Here is a 16,668-nt window from a genome sequence, read left to right on the forward strand (position 1 = left end):
CGTGGTTAGGCTCGCCGCATCGCGCTGGCCCTCGCCAAGCCCGCCGCGCAGCAGCTCGAGCGCGCGGCGGTATTCGGCAATTCACGCTTCTGCGCGATCTCGCCGTGGTTGGCATCGATATCAAAGACGAGCTCGCCCTGCGCATCGAGCAACAGCTCGAAGAGCCCAAAGGCGTTGCGCAAGTCGACGCTTTCGGCGAGGCAGGCGACCAGCACCGCGTTTGCCGTCGCGCTCGCATCGCGCGCGCCGTGCACGCCACGTCGCGCGAACTCGGTGGCGCACTTGCGCAAGAAGGTAATCGTGGCAGCGAATTTCTGTTTGGTAGCGGGGGCCAGCCAGGAGCCTGCGACGCCGGCGCGCGGGGCGAATCGCAGATCGAGTTCGCCGGGACGAGGATCGCTGGCGTCGCGCGCATCGCGCACGCGCGTCATGCCTTTTTCCAAGGTGATCCGCGCCAGCTCGACCTCTCGCTGGGCGTCGGGCTCGGTCTGCGACAACTCAACCTTGCACGACTCAAGCACCCGCCGGTGGCCCTTGTAGTCGAGATTTTCCTTGTAGGCGATGAAGTCGCTAAACTCTTCGTAGTAGCGCAAGACGAGGTAGACGGTCTGCGGCAACTTGTAGTCATCCGGGTTAATTGTCTTGATCACGGGCTCGGGCACATACAGGTCGCGGCCTTGGCCATCGACGGCGTAGCCGCTTTGCACCTCGACGGACATGTCGCCGCGCGCCCGCGCGATGACTTTCAGATCGCCGCCGACGCCGGCCACCACGCCGGGCGCATGCAGGCTGCGCGCGTGGAGCTGGCGCTTTTCGATGTGATACTGCTCCGCATCGTTCCAATCTTTCTCGGTGGTGAGAAACCCCTTGAAAAAATTGATGCGTTTAAAACCGTGTTGTTCGCTCATTGCGCGCTCCTCGTTGGCTTGGACTTCGTCTTGCGGGTGGGCTTGGCTTCACCGCCGAGCCCATCGTTGGTCGGTTCGTCATAGACGCCGATCCCCATTCCCACGCCGATTGGCATCAATTCTTGTACGTTTGGTCGCTTGTCATCGTCCGCAAAGCGCAGGCAATACACCGCGTGGGCCGGCTTCTCGAGCGCGATCACGTGGTGGATGCGCACGACCATGTCGAGGCTTAATTCGCTAAAGGCCACCGGCATGCGCACGATGAAGCACCTAGCGCGATCAATGGGCGGAAGAATCATCGAGTCCACGCCGATGCGCGCGTCGGACTCGACGCGAAAGCCAGCGAACGGCCATTCATTCTCGATGATCGTCGGCTCGTGGCCGCAGAACAGCTTGATGAACAGGCGCATGCCCTTGGCGGTGCCGCGCAGGCGAAACAGGGTCACGGCGTGGCGCACCAGCCGGCGCTTGCGCTCCAGCGGCCACTCGAGATCGAGGGCAAAGGCGGTCCACTGCGCCAGGTACGGCAAGAATTCCTCGGGGCAAGCCTCGGGATCAAAAAACGAGGCCTCTCGATCGATGACGTCTTCGATCGACCCGAACATGTGCTCGAGCAGAAAGCACAGATCGCGCACGAGATTCTTGCCGACGGCGTCGGAGCGGCGATAGATGGCCGGCAGATACTGCACGTAGCCGCGGCGCGCCACCCACACCGTGACCGCGGTGCCTCGCGTGGCAATGTGCCCGCGGGCCGGCGCTTGCTGCAGAACAATATCCTTGTCCTCGTAACTCTCGCTAAACAACACCTCAGGCGCACCCAGGCCCGCCTGCGCCAAGATGATCGTCGCCGTCGCCAGCGGCACCTGCGTTAGATCGGGCACCTTGACCATGTCCGAGGTCATTCGACGTCGCTCCGCACTTTCTCTGTCACGTCGACGGAAACCACGAAGGGCAATTCGTCGTCAGCCAGTGAGACGTGCTCGACGCCCGCGCGGCGCGTGTCGTCGATCAACGTGATGCCGTCGACGCGATCAACGCCGGGCAGGCCCTCGACGAGGTGAATGAGCTCGGACTTGACGATTGGCCGGCCGAACTCCCAGCCGGCGCCGTCCTTGCCGCCGTGCAGCGGATGCAGCAGGCGTCGCACTAAGCGCTCGATGTCAACGCGCAAGCGCTCGGAGACGCCAACGCCGCGGCGTAAGAGCGCGATGCGCACCGACACATCGCGATAGCGCGGCGGCACGACCTCGAGCAAGGTGCCGACCAGGCGGCGTTCGTCGAGATAGCGCCCCACCGAGCGCACCACTTCGGGTGAGGGCAGCAGGTGGGTGGCCAGCTCTGCGCCCGCATCGAGCTGAGGCACCACCACCAACCGCACCACGCCCTGATGCGTGGTATCGGCGACGCATTTAGCCCGCGCCAGCGACATCGAGCCGCGCAAGGCTAACATCTCGAAATCCTCGGCCGTCACCGCGCGATCTCGACTTCGAATCACATACGGCGCGCGCAGCTTGGCCGCTTCGAGCGTCTCGCGATTTGCCCCGCCGGTGGCGGCAATGGGATTGCGCACCGCTTGCACATAGGCGATGGCGCGATACATGGAGGTGATGGTGCCGCGATTGACATTGCCACCCCCGCCGCCGCCGACGTGATATCGCCGTGCGACGAGGTTGTCGCGACCCTCGGGCGGCACCATGCCGCGACGACCGTCGCCAAATCGCAGCGTGTTGCTCGCATCGTCAACGATGAAATGGCGGCTGGTGGGCCCTGAGGCCAAAAAATCGTCAACCTGTGTCCATGCCACCCAGTGGCCCGCTTCGGCGCCCGTGGCAATCTGCCGATAGGCGTCGGGTGCCAGCCCCGCCAATTCGACATCGGACGGCCGCTCGCGCTCTTTGACCTCTAGCACCACGGTGCCGATGACCGGCCCGCGCGCCAACGCGAATTCCTGCAACGGTCGCCCATTGGATGAGCCGAGCACCTCGTGCTCAACCGTGATCGAATTCTCGGCCGCCACCGAATTGGTCAGCAGCCGTACGACGGTTGGCCCCGTCACGTAGCCGCCCATTTCGAGCCGCACGCGCAACCAGTAACGCTGGTCACCAAACCGCTCGCTTGGTGCCCACTCAGATGGCGGCAAAAATTGCCAAAACCCCGAGGTCGTCAAGTTGCGGGTTTGGTCATTAACCGCCAACGCGGCCCATTCCTTGCCGTTAAATATCTCCCACTGCAAGCGCTGGTCGGGCACTACGGTCGCCGCGGCAAGCTGCAAGTAGTCGCCAAATTCCGGGTCCGAGGGCCCGGCCTCATCGATGAAACCACCGGCCTTGGCGGCCACCTCGAAATACAGGGATTGTGGATCGTTTGGTGGCTTGCTGGTGAACCCAAGGTAAAGGCTTGGCGATTGCTCACGCTCGACCGTGAACGGTTGAAACACCGCGTATTGCTGCCGCGCCCGCTCCGAAACGTCCGTGAAGCGAAAATCGTTGTACGCCACGACGTGCTTGGCATATTGATAGTCTTCGCGGTAGCGGACGCTGATGCTGCGAAACATTGGTGGCCGCAGCGGCTTATCGTCTTTGTAGACCCATTGCTCGCCAACCAACGAGTAATTGCCTTGCTCGCCAAACCCGCCCTTTTCGATGCGCGCGCGCAGCCAGCGATGTACCGCCCCGCCGACGTCGACCGGCTCCATGTCGGCGGGTCTGCGGAAGCTCAGCACGCCCGAACGCGACAGCCCGCGGCTCTCGTCGTGGAAGCCAAACTCGTCGCCGGCGCCAGGCAAGAGGCCGCGCGTGCTGGTGCGCCCTAGGTATTGCCATTTTTTGCCGTCAAAATATTCCCACGCGACGACCAGGTCATCGCTTGGGCCAGGGGCGGGAAAGGCCGACTGGTCGGCGAGCGTAAATTCAAACGTCACATAGGCCGACGGCACGGCGAGCAGCTCGTCGCTCGTAACGTAGAAGGCCGCATCGGCACTGGGCTGGCGCCCAAACGGTGAGAAGTGGCGCGACAGTTCGACCGGGACAAACGCACCTGCCTCGCTGCTGATCAGCGCCTTCGTCGGCGCGATGCCCTCGCCGCTTACCTCGACGCGGCACGAGACCGTGTCCATTTCGGTTTCCTGCGGGTGAGCCGGCGCTTCGGCCAGGCGCCCGCGCAGCCACCGCTCCTCGCGATCAAACACCACCGTCGGCTCGATGCTTAGCGGGCCGGCAAAGACCACCTCGCCGCGTTCGACATCAACACCTGCCGGGCGCAACGCGGTCCAACGTTGGCCGTTGAAAAACTCCCATTGCAAGAGCCGCGCGAGATCGCGGTGGCCCGTCTCCGGCGCCGCGATGAGCACGCGCAGTTGCGAAGCGTCGCCGGTGTTGGCGAAGCGCGGATCGCCCACGTAGAGGTAGCGATCGACGCGCGTAGCCCCGGCGAACGCGGGAAAGCCTTGCCCGCCGTCGGCGTCGATGGCCTGGCGATGATCGGCATAGCTATCTTTGTAGTAGCTCACCAGGCGATCGGGACGACAACTCGTCAGCACGACGTCTTCGACGGTTTCAAAGACCACCGGCTCCTGGTCGGCGAGGTGCGGCGTCGAGGCGAGCGTCCCGCGGGGCACCAATTGCTTGGCCGCGCCGGGCGCCAACGCAAACTGCAGCAGCGTGCGCGCGGGCTTGGCGCGCTGCAGCGAGATGCCGAGCAGGTTGAGCAAGGCGACGTAATTCTTGTCAGGCGTCTTGTTGACGCGCTTAAGCAGCGTGTCGGCCATCCACGCCGACAGCTCGAGCAGCGTGATGCCAGGATCCGACGGGTTGTGGTTGGTCCACTCCGGCGCATAGCGCGGAATCAGCCGCAACGCCTCGGCCAGCAGATCCGCGTAGTCTCGGTCGTCTAGTTTTGGGGAAGGTATCATGACGCGCTTTCCTGCAAGTAGAAGGGATAGACGAGGTTGCGCGGCGTCGATTCGTCGGCAAGCACGTACGCCACCTTGATGTCGAGGCGATTGGGTTCGCTGCTGCTGGGGCTCGCGGCGATGGCCACGGCGCGGACGCGCGGTTCAAACTTCGCGATGGCGGTCTCGCAGTAATACTTCGCCAGCGCGGCCGTGGCCGCGTTATTCGGCGCAAACATAAGATCGTGAATCATGCAGCCAAATTCGGGGCGCCCGACGCGCTCGCCGGGCGCGGTCCCCAAGATGACGAAGATCGACTCGCGCACGTTTGCCTCAAAGGCGGACACGCCGACGCCGCCCGCGAGCTGCAGGCTGACCGGGAACCGCCACCCCTTGCCTAGGCGCTGGCGGTCATCGCTCATCCGAGCTGCCCTTCGATGAAGCGCTTGCAGCCGCTACACGACACCCGCGTCAGCGCACCCTCGCGCGTGACCAAAAGCGGCCGCGCGCCGCAAAACGGACAGGGCACGTCAGCGCCGCGACCTGCTACGAGCTCGTCGAGCACGCCAAGCCAAATCACTTCGTCCTCTGGGTTGGTCGGCTCTGCCACGCGCGCGAATCATAGTAATTGGCGTTTGTTGGCCGCAATCGAATGGACCGATAATCAGCAAGATCTTGCAGGGTTAGCGGTTTTTTGCGGCGCGGGCGCGCTATTTTTTGAGTTTGCCTGGCGAAACCGGCGAAACCACGCCCTTGGGGGTCGCCGGCGAAAGCGCTGCCGCCCCGGCGGGATTGAGTTGCAGCATCCCCGACAAGGCAAGGCCACCGCCGCCAATGGTGGTCTTGGCGCCCGCCACCGTGGCCGAGGTCGTGCCCTTATAAACCACGGCGTCGGCGCCACTCACCGCAACTTCCTTGGCGGCAATCCCAACGACGCCAGCCGCGGCTTCGATGGCAATGTCTTTCTTGCTCTGCAAAATGACCGTTTTGTCGTCAAGCAAGAGCGCGGTCTCGCCATCAGAATGGACCAGCACGATGCGCTCCGCGTCGTCGTCAAAAATGAGCCGCAGGCCGCCTTTGGTGCGGAGCACCGCGTGTTTTGGCGCATCTGCCGCGGGCTCGGGCGGCTTATTTTCGGGGTGCCACAAGCTGCCAATCACCACAGGCATTTCGACGCGGCCGTCGATAAAGGTCACCAGCACCTGCTCGTCCACCGCCGGCCACCAAACGTAACCGGCCCCGGCCGCGGCAAACGGCGTTAGCACGCGCGCCAGTGGCATGGCGAGCGACGCATCGAGCGCGGGAATCATCAGCTCTACAAGATGCGGCGTGGCGCCGCCTGGCGCGTTGTCGATCACCTTGCCGACGAAGGTGCCGTGAAGGCGCGCGCCAGTTGCCTGCGGCCGCGGCGCCATGAAGGCCGCGGGTCCCTTCACTTTGACCCCACCGTCGAGCCGCCGAGCATCAGCGCACCCATGGCGGCAAGCTTGGTTTGCGTCGCTTCAACCGCGGCCGACTTGCCAGAGGCGGTGTGCTTTTGCATGGCCCACACCGTAATCTCCTTGGCCTTTATGGAAATTTTACCATCCGGTGCGCGCAACTCCACTGCTTCTTTGCCAGCCAGCGCGACGCCCTTGTCGCCGACGAGATTATTGCGCGGCAACTCCACCGCGTTGTCGCCGCTGCCGTCCTTGGCAAAGGCGCCCATGCCAAACGCACCGGTCCCCCCTGCGGTCACAAACACCAGCTTGGCCTTGCCTGAGTCGTCAAAGGTTAGGCGCTGCGCGGAGCGGCTGCGAAAACCGCGAAAGACGTTGTCCTCGCCCTCATTTGTTTCGGGCGGCGTCATCGCGGCCGACCACACGCCGCCCAGCACCACATAGGCCGCGGCGGCGCCGCGCAAGCGAGCGAGCGCCACCTGATCGCCAGGCTGCGGCGGCGTATAGAGCCCCGCCTCGGCACCCGCACCAAATGTCCGCATGGGCAGCCAACCTAGCGACTCCGCGACGACGCCTTCGATCAAGACCTTGACCCGTCCCAGGCCTTCGGGATCGTTGGTGTCCTCCACTACGCCGACGAGCAAGCCCGGGGTCAGGCTCATGCAGGATCCTTGGGCACTACGTGACGGCTGAGCTTGATCGTCGACGACATGACGCCGCCCGCGCGTTGGCTTATGCGCACGCCGCGAACGAAGTAGCTCCCATTCATGGGATCCTCGCCCTGGTCGTGCATCGCAAGCGTCACCGCAAGTCCAAGGCCGGTGCCTTGCGGCGGCAGCGTATCGAGCACCACTTCGGCGCTGGCGGCCTGCCTCGCCGCGCGCGCCATGACATTTTTGGCGCGGGCCTCGGCATCGCCGTCGGCGAGCAAGTCGGCCTCGCTAAGCAACACCGGATTTTCGCCCGCCTTAATAGGAAACTCAACTTTGCACCCGCTGGCGACGTCTTTTGCCTTGGCGGTGCCGACGATCGCTTTTTGATCTTTCGAATTCCACCCTCGCACCTCGACGGAGGACGGCAGCCGCACCAGCGACACCTCAGCCCGCGCCGTCTGATAAGGAAACCCTTTCATGTCGCGCTTGGGGACAAACGTCAGCGCTGGCGAACCACTGAGCGGCACCTGCTCAAACACCAGCTGGTCGCGGCTGTCCTTGGTTTGGTCGTCGATCCACATCGCGCAGCCGGCCTCGTGGGCCATGGCACCCAGGATATCCAGCGGGGTCTGCAAGTGGGCATAACGTGAGACCTGGACCGTGCCGCTGGCGACCTTGCCCACCTTAACATCGGTGCCCTTGATGAACTCTTCGATGAGGGCCTTCAGCTGCTTTTCGCCATCATCAATGGGTATCGATGCGGCGATGCGGCGCCGCGCCAACCTGTGCAGCATACCAAACGCTCGGAGCTGGACCATCAACGTGCTGTGTTGGCTTTGGTATTCAAGGCCGAGCAACTCCCCGGAAAATAGCAGCGCCTCCTCGCCATCCGCACCCGGCGGCACGCCAAAGATCTTGAGCGTATCGCCGAGATGGATGGCCTTGCCAATCGAGGCGCGGCTGTCGTGTACCGAGATCGTTGCCACGTCAGGCTGATCGAGGTCGCGCTCGATGACGATGCTCTGCACGTCGTGCAGGGTCAGGCCGGGATACTCGACGCGGAGCTCAGGCACGACGACTCATTTTCCTTTCGCCTGGGCGGGATCGGCCATGTTCGCCTCGGTGAGCGACATCGTCACCGTGCCGCGCAGCGGCGTCCCATCGCTGTGAAAGAGGCTGTACTTCACCGAGAACGAGGCCACCGTGGCAAAAAACGAGCTGGCAGAGTTGTCCTGCGAGTCGACAAATTTTGCTTTCTCTTGCTCTTGGCCGACCTTAATAAACCGCTTGTTATTCCACGTCAGCAAGACCACGGGCGCGATGCCGCTGGCGTCGCGTGAGGTCAACGCCTCGAGGCGCTTCACATATTTTTCGTAGATGCCGTTGGCCTCGTCGGGTTGTTTGTAAAAATCTTCGTAGGCGTCGAGCAAGAGGCTCAGCGAGAGGCTACGGGTGACATGGCCCGCCGGCGACTGCGCGGTGCTGGCCGTCGCGGATTGCGCGGAGGCCGTCGGCAGCGAGGTGGAAAACGTCAAGTCGGACGGATTCACTGGCACCGCGACGGTGTTGGCATCGTCATGCTTCCAGCCTTGGTCTTTGACGTAGGTCATCCTGATGAGCGTGAGCGGGGTGGTTTGTGAGGGTGAACCGGGCATCAGAAATCTCCATTGCGATCGCGCAGCGCGTGAATTAAATGCAGCACCTCTCGTAGCACCGCCTGGGCCTCTGCCTCGACATCAAGGGCAACGTGGGCCGGGCCCGCAGCGTCGAGGTGAGCTGGCACAGGTTCATGCGCGGCACGTGCGGCCAATGCAGTCGGCGCCGCTTGATTGAGCGCGGCGATCATGGTCATTTCATACAACGAGGGTTCCGTGCTCGTCGTGTCGCCAGCCAAGGCAGGTGCCATGCCCGCGGCCAAGCTCGCCGCGGCGCCGTCGGACCATTGGGCTGGCAGCGCGACGCTGGCGCCGCCAAATACATTCGCGCTGCTGGTGCCACTGCTGCCCGAGGGCGTCGGCCCCGCTGCTTGCAACAGCGCCGCGATTTCGCTCGGACGCAGCGACGAAATTTCGGCGCGCAACCTTTCGGCGCCCCCGCGCGCGGCTTGACCCGAAGCTGGCCCCGCCACGACATAGGTGCTGCGCAGGTCAGCCAGCTCTGCCACTTGCTCGGCGCGCGCCAGTTGTTGGGCCTCGCGCGCGTGCGCTAAATTCGACGTTGCGTGTGCCTCCGAGGCGCGACCGTGTCCCGCCAAGGCCAGCGCAGGCATCCCGGGCGCCTGCCCGGCCGGACTTGCGGCGCGCTGCTCGTTGGCAACCGCGACCTCAAGCTGCGCGACCCACGTCAATACCGACGCCGGCAAGGCATCGCGCGGCACGCCGGCCGTCAGCGCGACAAGCATGCGCGAGGCGGCATCGCCTGCGTAGGCGGTTGGTTGCGATAGCTCGGAATTCGCGGGCCACGCCTGCAGCGGTGCGCGCTCAGCTGCGGTTGTGGACGCCGCACCCGCGATCCCCTCGCGTGGTGCCGCGGCATTTCGAAACGATTGCACGAGCGGCATCGCGCCCGGCGCCGCGCCGCTAGTTGCGCCATGCACCGCGCCGCGAGAGGTAGCCGCAGCCACGGCCGCCGTCCGCGAAAATTCGCCTGGCACCCACCGCGCGACGCCGGCGCCATCACTCGGTTGCAGGCCAGCTTGAGCCGCGCTTGCGTGCGTTTGCGCCGCCATGCGTTCGCGCACCGCCGCCTCGCCCCACACCGCGGCGAAGGCACGACGTAACTCGGGTTGCTGTTGATGCTCATCGCCTGCGGCGTCATCTGCCGCCGCGGCTTGTTGCCATTGCGCTGTCGCGGCAGCTGGCCATGCGTAAACGCCGCGAGGCAGGCGCAATGAGCGTTCCGGCGCCCGCGCGCGCGCTGGTGACACCAACGCCATTTGTTCAAGCGCCGACCAGCGCGCCGCCACGGCATCTCCACCTGCGGCGGCCAACGTCACGCCCGAGGTCCATAGCGCGGGCGCAAGTTGCATGGCACGTGCGACGGCGGCTTCCCCCGGGGTAACAAACTGCATCGACAAATACGCCACGCCGAGGGCGAGCTCGGTCGCTTGCAGGGCGGCGGCATAGCCACGCGCGCCAGGTGCATGGCGCGCATAACTGCCCCCGCCAAGATCGCCAGCAGACGCTGGCAAGGCCGAGGGGCCTGCGGTGGCTTCGTTGCTGTTCTCGGCCGCGACAGGTCCCGCCCACGCTCGTGCTTCGACGTCGTAGAGCGCGCCTTGGCGCGCCCCGGCAGCCGCTCGCGCGCTGCCCGCGATGGTGGCAAGCTGCGGCATCAGCGGCACCTGGCGCGAAGGACCGCCCGCCACGCCGAGCGCGTCGCCACGCCGTGGCGAATCGGCAGGTGCGCGCACCGCCGCGTCGACTTCACCGCTCGAAAACCAATGCGGCGCCGCGTGAGCAGCCTGCGCGTCAGCCAAGCGGATTCGAACGCCCATTGGCGCGCCCGATGCACCGTGAACGAGCGCCGCCATTGACGCCGCGAACAAGTCGCCAAATGCCGGTGGCGCAGTCATGTGCCCCACGTCCCCAGCATCTGCCCGCGCATCAACACGCGCCACCTTCGCGTCGTCGCCGAGGATCGAGGCCGAACGCGTCACGAGGTCAGCGCGCGCACCACGCTCGAAAGGAGTTGCGGGCTGAGGTGGCAAGGCGCTGGTGGGGCGAGCGATCGCGGCGAAGACATCGTCTGAAATTTCGTCGTCGTCTGCGAACACTGGCGTACGCGGCGGCGGCGCCACATTAACTAGGTCAGGGCGGCTGGCGAGCTCGCGGCGCAGCGGCCGCGGCGGCCGGGCAACAAACGAGAGTTCGTCGACACCGCGCGGCGCGCGCATCAGCGGCGGCGAGGAGGCGTTCGGTGCGCCGACCATTTGCGTCAGGATGGCGTCGCTCCACGCAAGGTGGACCAGCCCCATGGGCGAGCGAGCTGCAAGAGCCGAAACTGCTTTCGGCAACCACGGCTCGCCGCGCGCAGCCAACGCGGGCGCCGCGTTGTTAGAGGCAGCTGACAAACGACCGCTTGCTTGCGACGGCATGTGGCCTTGCGGCCCTTCAAAGCCTTCAATGCCCTCGAAACGCTCAAACGTTGACGCCCATGCGCGCGCCAACTCGTGTTCTGCGGGCCCTGCCGGCGCGGATGACTGGTGCGCCGCAGTTGCCGCACCGCCCGCCCCAACCACGGGCATCTCCATCGCCGCGCGCAACGCAATTCCATGATCTTCGAGAGGCGCATCGCTGGTCGCGTCGCGAAACCATCTCGGCACTGCCAGCCGCTGCGCCGCGGGCTGTAGATACCAGGCGCGCGGAAAGATCCACGCAATCTCGGGCGCTAGGCGCGCTCGCCATGGAGCCTCAGCCACACCGGCGACGGATGGACCGGCCCCAAGGTAGCGATGAGCGATGCGCTCGGCGAACGTGGCGGCCGGTTGTGATGCCGTCGAGAAGTTCAACGCCGCGGCCGTGCCCTTGGGCAACATCGGCGTAGTGGCGGTAAGCGATGGCATGGAGAATCAACGTTGGCAGTTACGGTGCGCCGGGCCCGCCCGATGGGCCGGCCGGCGACAAGGCCTTCGACGCGCTAACTTCAAGCTCCAGGCCCTCGTGCGCCAAATCTAAGCTTTCGATCACGATGTCGCTCTTGGACGCATCAAATTCTGAGAGCGACAACTTCGCCGGGAAGGCGCGCTTAAACTTCCACGAATAGATCGGCTTGTCCCTGAGCGCGGGATCCATTGGCACCAAGGCGATGGTGCCATCCGTCCGTGCCATCTGGCCGCTGAGACGATTCGCCCACGCGTTGCACCATTCGAGCAGCCGCGGGTCTTGGGTGAAGCCGCGCTTAAACGATAAATTGGACCACGTCACGGGCCCTGGCAAGCGCTTGCCATTGGAACCGCCGCCACCTTCCCGCGTGTCTTCGGTCTTGATGTCGTAGCCGATGCCGGACACCGAGCGGAAAAATAGTTCGCCCGCAAATGGCACTTCGGTGAACGTCACCTTGAAGACAAATCCGGGCAGCGGATCGCGCCGCTCCGCCGTCGGCCCTTGGTCCGGTGATGCCTTGACGGGCTCGCCCTTTGTTCCACTCATGTAGATATCTTCCGTTCCACGCTAGGTCGCCATTTCTTGGACGAGCGAGACCATCATAAACTCGGCTGGGGCTACTGGCGCAACGCCTATTTCGCAAACCAACCGACCCGCGGCAACGACGTCGGCGGCGTTGGTTTCCCCGTCGCATTGCACGAAAAACGCTTCGCTGGGCGAGGCCCCCACGAGCATGCCCTTTTGCCACAAAGACTCGAGAAAACTCTCGGCTTGAAGCCTAATCACCTGCCATGTCGTAGGCTTATTTGGCTCGAAGGGCACCCAGCTAAATCCCTGATCGAGCGCTCGCCGCAACATGATAAATAACCGCCGCGATGTAATATGTACCCAATCCGGATCGCTTGACGCGGTGCGCGACCCCCAAGGGCGGATGCCCCTTTGGCTGCGAAAGGTGTTGATCCCCTCGGAGCCGAGCTGCGTGAGATGATCTTCGGACAAATAAACCGACATATCGGACACACCGGCCAACTCGACGTTGGCTGGCGCCTGGTGCACCCCTACGCGCGCCTCGGCCCCGGCAAACACGCCAGCCATGACGGTGCTTGGCGGCACCCAGGTGGAAGCTAGCCCTTCGCCGTCGTACTTCAGCCACGGAAAATAGTAGGCCGCGTACGACGAGTCGAGCCGACGCCGCAAGCGTCGCACCTGCTCGACATCTTTGGTGCGCGGCAAATCGAGGATCGCAAACCGATCAGAGGTTTGCTCGCACAAGCGCACCATTTGTTCTTGAACCTGGCCAAGCTTGATCTCGCCGAGCGGACCCGGCTCCTGCTCATAGAGGCGCGCCGCATCTGGCGCCGCGAGCAAGGCAACTTCGGCGTGCCGCCCCAGCGCCAATAGGCCCGACGAGTCGGCGGGGCCGTGATCCCAACCAATAAAATCTTCGGGTGTCACGACATCGCCGTTGCGGCCACCGTCGAGGCGCTGCGGCGGCATTGGCACCGGCCACTGATGCGGCACCGATGACACCGATTGCGCGTCGCTCACCGCGATGTAACGCGACCTTGCCGCGATCACCTTGGGCGCGTAGTGGCGCGACAGCGGGCTCATCTGCAAATGGCGAAAAAGCTCGCGCTCATCGCGCAGGATGACCTCGATCTCAAACTCATGCACCTCGAGCTGGGTTGGCGCGCTGGCGCGATAGCCGCGCTGCAAGGGGGTTTGTGCGCTCCAGCGGATTTCGCGATCGCCCACCGCCGTCACCACGATAAAGTCTTGGTGCTCGCGATCATGGACGCGCACCATCTGACCAACCTCAAACCCACGTGTCGACGCCACGCTGGCGGCGCCGACCCCAAGCTCAAGATCGCGCGTGAGCAGCGCCGAAATGGTTGTCTGGCGCTCCACCCGAATCCACACGTTGTTGCCCCAGGTGCCCTCGCTGTTCGCGGCGATGTGCAAGGTCGGTTTGCCGAGCCCATCGAGCAGCGTGTGGTGGGCCGCGGCGCATGGTTCGAGCGCTTCGCCATCAGCCGCGCCGCCCCCCGCGCGATGTGCCGTGCGCACGACGTAACACGCCGAGCCGCCCTGGCGAAAATAGCTGTGCACCGCCTGTGCCGTGTAGGCGTCATCGCGGCCACCAAACAAGGCACCAAATTCGTCAAACGACGACACCTTGATCGGCACGCCCACGGGCCCTCGCTGCGTCAGCCCAACAAAGCCCGCGACGCGCGTGTCGGCGATCGCAAGCCCGCTGGGTGCGGCACGCGCCACGGTGTCAAAATAAACCCCGGGCGAACGGAAGGAATCGGTGAAAGAGGCGGCCATATGCTTCTATCCAAATCTGCTAGCTGCGAGCTTCGTTGATTTCGCGATTGATGCGGGCGATTTCACGGAGCCAGGTGTGGCGCTCGCTATGTTCCATGTCGAGAATCTCATCCATGGACCAGTGAAAGTGGTACGCGACGTACGCCATTTCCTGGTAGAGCTGCTCCCGCGGATAGGTAGCCACGGCCGCCAAGGCTACCCCGGGCCAGACTGGCCACTTCCTCCTTCGGCGCTGCCCGCGCCTAGCACAAGGCCAGAGACCATATCTACATCTAACTCGTGGCCGCACGCGGTGCATGCGATGTGGTGCTTGGGCGCCCCGGCCTCTTCGTTGATCTTGCGGTAAAATTCCTGAAGATATGCGAGGTCGGTCGAAAAAAGGTTTTCGACCACCTCGATGGTAATGATGTCGAGCTTGCCCAGCTTGCTGATCACGCGCGAAAGCAAAACAATAACGAGATAGGCTCGATTGTTCTGCACCCGATAGTCTTGCAGCGGAATGATTTCGTCGCGCGCGGTCGCGAGGCGCATCACGCCATCGCGGTGGACATTGCCCTCCGCGTCGACATAGCCGCGCGGCAGCCTGAAAGCAAACTCGGTCTTGATGCGTTCGGTCGCCATGAGTTCGACTTAGCGCCTAGCCCACGGCTTCGAATTCGGCGCGCTCGAGGTAGCACTCGGCGTCGAAGGTCTTGATGGCGTCGTCGTTATTGCTCGAGCCCTTGCGCGTTAGCGAGACCAGCCCGATATGAAAGAGATTGATGCGCGCCAACTCGGTCTTGAGATCGTGGGAAAGCAGCGTGATCGACCCGCTCTTTTCGTGCGGCTCGGTGCTTTGACCCGAGAACCACGACTTGGCCCACTGCTCCCACGATTCGATTTCGGCGTGCGACAGCGTAACCTTCAAATTTGAGAACGAGCAACGCCCGGGCACGATGACCGGAAACTTCAGCTCGCCGCTGTATTCCTTCACCAGCTTCTGCGTAAACGTGATCGCGTCGACCGACTTGACCGTGGTGGTCTCGAGGCCGTCGATCTCCAAACGGAAGTTGGAAACCGAGAACGCCTTTTGCTTGGTATTAACCGGCGCCTTGATGACCTGGCCGCCGCCCTTGGTGATGGCGACGTTGCTGGCTTCCCAACCAATTTCACAAAAGCCGGTTTCTTTGGACGAGGAGTCGAGCTTGGGCAGCTTGAACTCAGAGACATAGGCGCCAAGAAAGGTGATTTCTTCGCGCGCCTTAAAATCTTGGGTCGCGATGGTAATCGCGCCATCGCGGGCCTGCGGATCATTGCCAAAAGACGAACGAATCCACTTGTACATCGGAGCACCCTCGGAAATGCCGATGGTGGCTTTGAACGGCGTGTATTCCACCGTCGAAATGTGCTTGGTAGTCAGGTGCGACCCCGAATCCTGAATTTCAGCGACGTTGGCTTTTTGCGCGCCGCCATCCACTGACTTCACAAACCCGCAGTTTTCACCGCCAATTTGCAGCATGTATTTGCCACCGGTATACGACATTAGCTTCGACATGGTTGTCTCCTCAAAAATTCGCTGGAAAGGTAACTTAAAAATTGGGCAGAAGGGGCGCCCCGCAAGCCGCCCCTCCTAACGTTGAGGAATTATTCCTCTACTCCCGCGCCGGATGCCATCTGGCCGATGCGGAAAATAACGAATTCTGCGGGCTTGACTGGCGCCAACCCGATCTCAACAACCAGTTGCCCGGCGTCGACCACCTCGGCCGGGTTGGTCTCTTCGTCGCACTTGACGTAAAACGCCTGCTCAGGCGCCGTGCCCATGAGGGCGCCATTGCGCCACAACAAGGTGAGAAACGACGTTAGCGTGCGCTGGACGCGCTTCCAAAGGCGATGGTCGTTGGGCTCGAAGACCACCCATTGCGTGGCGCGCTCGACCGAGGTCTCGACCATGATGAAGAGGCGACGAACGTTGACGTAGCGCCACGATGGGTCGCTTGACAGCGTGCGGGCGCCCCATACGCGGATGCCGCCGTTGAGGAAGCGAATGACGTTGATGCCCTTGGGATTGAGCAGGTCTTGCTCGCCCTTGGAGACGTTGTATTTCAGGCCAAGCGCGCCGCGAACCAGCTCATTGGCAGGCGCCTTGTGAACGCCGCGCTCGGAGTCGGTACGCGAATAGACGCCGGCTAGGTGGCCCGAAGGCGGCACGAAGACGTTGCCCTTTTCCGGATCGTAAACCTGAATCCACGGGAAGTAATAGGCGCCGTATTTCGAGTCGCGCGGGCGCGGCAGCTTGTCGACGCCGCCGTTGATGGTCTCGGGGGCATCGAGAATGGCGAAGCGATCCTTGCGAGTTTCGCAGTGCGAAAGGATCGCGTCTTGCACGGCCTGCGAGGTCACGCCGGGCGCGGCAATGAGGGCGATATCATCGACCTCGTCGAAGCACTTAAGTCCGCTGCGTTGGCCCGGGCCCGCATCGCGGCCGATAAACGCGGCGTCGCGATTAGGTGGTGGCGTCGCCGTGGCCTTTTCGTCGCCTTCTTTTTTGGCGGCGGCTTGGGCCTGGCGATGTTGTTGCGCGGCGCTGTCCGCGGTGCCAACGTTGACGATAAAGCAGCGCGAGCCGCCGTTGTTGAAGAAGCCATAGACCGCGTGCGCGAGGTGCTCGGAGCATTCCTTGAAATCGCCGAACGTCTTGACGAACTGCGACCAATTGGTGACGAGCACCGCTTCGTTGAGCGGCCCCTTGGCGGATTCGCCAAGAAACCCGACGGTGTTGGTGCCCACCGCTTCGATGGGCTTGCTGCCGCGATCAACTTCTTCAACATAGATACCTGGACTTAAGTAACTTGTAGCCATTTGTTAGTT

At 63.6% G+C, this 16,668-nt stretch carries 16 protein-coding genes; all 16 read right to left on the reverse strand.

What is annotated here, in order from left to right; translation table 11 throughout:
- Nucleotides 1-5 precede the first annotated feature (5 nt).
- Nucleotides 6-908, reverse strand: coding sequence for a hypothetical protein (locus IPL79_07895; GenBank protein ID MBK9070905.1), 903 nt, complete (start codon nucleotides 906-908; stop codon nucleotides 6-8).
- On the reverse strand, nucleotides 905-1,810 hold the full coding sequence (locus IPL79_07900) for a phage tail protein I (protein ID MBK9070906.1): 906 nt from the start codon (nucleotides 1,808-1,810) through the stop codon (nucleotides 905-907). Before IPL79_07900 ends, IPL79_07895 begins: the two co-directional genes overlap by 4 nt.
- Nucleotides 1,807-4,818 (reverse strand): putative baseplate assembly protein, encoded by a 3,012-nt coding sequence (locus IPL79_07905; GenBank protein MBK9070907.1) that lies wholly within the window; start codon nucleotides 4,816-4,818, stop codon nucleotides 1,807-1,809. Before IPL79_07905 ends, IPL79_07900 begins: the two co-directional genes overlap by 4 nt.
- A complete protein-coding gene (locus IPL79_07910; protein ID MBK9070908.1) occupies nucleotides 4,815-5,219 on the reverse strand; it encodes a GPW/gp25 family protein in 405 nt (134 codons plus the stop codon). Before IPL79_07910 ends, IPL79_07905 begins: the two co-directional genes overlap by 4 nt.
- On the reverse strand, nucleotides 5,216-5,407 hold the full coding sequence (locus IPL79_07915) for a hypothetical protein (protein ID MBK9070909.1): 192 nt from the start codon (nucleotides 5,405-5,407) through the stop codon (nucleotides 5,216-5,218). The genes IPL79_07910 and IPL79_07915 overlap by 4 nt, the downstream gene beginning before the upstream one ends.
- A 100-nt stretch (nucleotides 5,408-5,507) precedes the next feature.
- Entirely contained in the window at nucleotides 5,508-6,233 is a 726-nt protein-coding gene (locus IPL79_07920) for a hypothetical protein (GenBank protein MBK9070910.1), read from the reverse strand.
- Nucleotides 6,230-6,898 carry a hypothetical protein gene (locus IPL79_07925; protein ID MBK9070911.1) on the reverse strand — a complete coding sequence of 223 codons (669 nt, stop codon included), beginning with the start codon at nucleotides 6,896-6,898 and terminating at the stop codon, nucleotides 6,230-6,232. The genes IPL79_07920 and IPL79_07925 overlap by 4 nt, the downstream gene beginning before the upstream one ends.
- Nucleotides 6,895-7,962 carry a hypothetical protein gene (locus IPL79_07930; GenBank protein ID MBK9070912.1) on the reverse strand — a complete coding sequence of 356 codons (1,068 nt, stop codon included), beginning with the start codon at nucleotides 7,960-7,962 and terminating at the stop codon, nucleotides 6,895-6,897. Before IPL79_07930 ends, IPL79_07925 begins: the two co-directional genes overlap by 4 nt.
- 6 nt (nucleotides 7,963-7,968) lie before the next feature.
- Nucleotides 7,969-8,544, reverse strand: a complete 576-nt coding sequence (locus IPL79_07935; GenBank protein MBK9070913.1) for a hypothetical protein — start codon at nucleotides 8,542-8,544, stop codon at nucleotides 7,969-7,971.
- A complete protein-coding gene (locus IPL79_07940; protein ID MBK9070914.1) occupies nucleotides 8,544-11,453 on the reverse strand; it encodes a hypothetical protein in 2,910 nt (969 codons plus the stop codon). The genes IPL79_07935 and IPL79_07940 overlap by 1 nt, the downstream gene beginning before the upstream one ends.
- 19 nt (nucleotides 11,454-11,472) lie before the next feature.
- On the reverse strand, nucleotides 11,473-12,039 hold the full coding sequence (locus IPL79_07945; GenBank protein ID MBK9070915.1) for a phage tail protein: 567 nt from the start codon (nucleotides 12,037-12,039) through the stop codon (nucleotides 11,473-11,475).
- 21 nt (nucleotides 12,040-12,060) lie between these two features.
- Nucleotides 12,061-13,821, reverse strand: a complete 1,761-nt coding sequence (locus tag IPL79_07950; GenBank protein MBK9070916.1) for a phage tail sheath family protein — start codon at nucleotides 13,819-13,821, stop codon at nucleotides 12,061-12,063.
- 19 nt (nucleotides 13,822-13,840) lie between these two features.
- Nucleotides 13,841-14,005, reverse strand: a complete 165-nt coding sequence (locus tag IPL79_07955; GenBank protein ID MBK9070917.1) for a hypothetical protein — start codon at nucleotides 14,003-14,005, stop codon at nucleotides 13,841-13,843.
- Between the two features lie 11 nt (nucleotides 14,006-14,016).
- The gene (locus tag IPL79_07960) at nucleotides 14,017-14,442 is read right to left on the reverse strand and encodes a phage tail assembly protein (protein MBK9070918.1); all 426 of its coding nucleotides are present in this window, start codon (nucleotides 14,440-14,442) and stop codon (nucleotides 14,017-14,019) included.
- A 16-nt stretch (nucleotides 14,443-14,458) separates the two neighbouring features.
- A complete protein-coding gene (locus tag IPL79_07965; GenBank protein MBK9070919.1) occupies nucleotides 14,459-15,355 on the reverse strand; it encodes a phage tail protein in 897 nt (298 codons plus the stop codon).
- A gap of 89 nt (nucleotides 15,356-15,444) precedes the next feature.
- The gene (locus IPL79_07970) at nucleotides 15,445-16,659 is read right to left on the reverse strand and encodes a phage tail sheath family protein (GenBank protein MBK9070920.1); all 1,215 of its coding nucleotides are present in this window, start codon (nucleotides 16,657-16,659) and stop codon (nucleotides 15,445-15,447) included.
- Nucleotides 16,660-16,668: the final 9 nt, after the last annotated feature.

It is taken from the genome of Myxococcales bacterium (genome assembly GCA_016716835.1).
In the GTDB taxonomy this organism is placed as follows: Bacteria; Myxococcota_A; Polyangia; order Haliangiales; family Haliangiaceae; genus JADJUW01.

Bases quoted from the DNA above. Each gene is read 5' to 3' on its own strand.
- IPL79_07895 (MBK9070905.1), bottom strand. From the start codon at position 908: ATGAGCGAACAACACGGTTTTAAACGCATCAATTTTTTCAAGGGGTTT.
- IPL79_07950 (MBK9070916.1), bottom strand. From the start codon at position 13,821: ATGGCCGCCTCTTTCACCGATTCCTTCCGTTCGCCCGGGGTTTATTTT.
- IPL79_07905 (MBK9070907.1), bottom strand. From the start codon at position 4,818: ATGATACCTTCCCCAAAACTAGACGACCGAGACTACGCGGATCTGCTG.
- IPL79_07960 (MBK9070918.1), bottom strand. From the start codon at position 14,442: ATGGCGACCGAACGCATCAAGACCGAGTTTGCTTTCAGGCTGCCGCGC.
- IPL79_07925 (MBK9070911.1), bottom strand. From the start codon at position 6,898: ATGAGCCTGACCCCGGGCTTGCTCGTCGGCGTAGTGGAGGACACCAAC.
- IPL79_07900 (MBK9070906.1), bottom strand. From the start codon at position 1,810: ATGACCTCGGACATGGTCAAGGTGCCCGATCTAACGCAGGTGCCGCTG.
- IPL79_07910 (MBK9070908.1), bottom strand. From the start codon at position 5,219: ATGAGCGATGACCGCCAGCGCCTAGGCAAGGGGTGGCGGTTCCCGGTC.
- IPL79_07935 (MBK9070913.1), bottom strand. From the start codon at position 8,544: ATGCCCGGTTCACCCTCACAAACCACCCCGCTCACGCTCATCAGGATG.
- IPL79_07940 (MBK9070914.1), bottom strand. From the start codon at position 11,453: ATGCCATCGCTTACCGCCACTACGCCGATGTTGCCCAAGGGCACGGCC.
- IPL79_07970 (MBK9070920.1), bottom strand. From the start codon at position 16,659: ATGGCTACAAGTTACTTAAGTCCAGGTATCTATGTTGAAGAAGTTGAT.
- IPL79_07945 (MBK9070915.1), bottom strand. From the start codon at position 12,039: ATGAGTGGAACAAAGGGCGAGCCCGTCAAGGCATCACCGGACCAAGGG.
- IPL79_07965 (MBK9070919.1), bottom strand. From the start codon at position 15,355: ATGTCGAAGCTAATGTCGTATACCGGTGGCAAATACATGCTGCAAATT.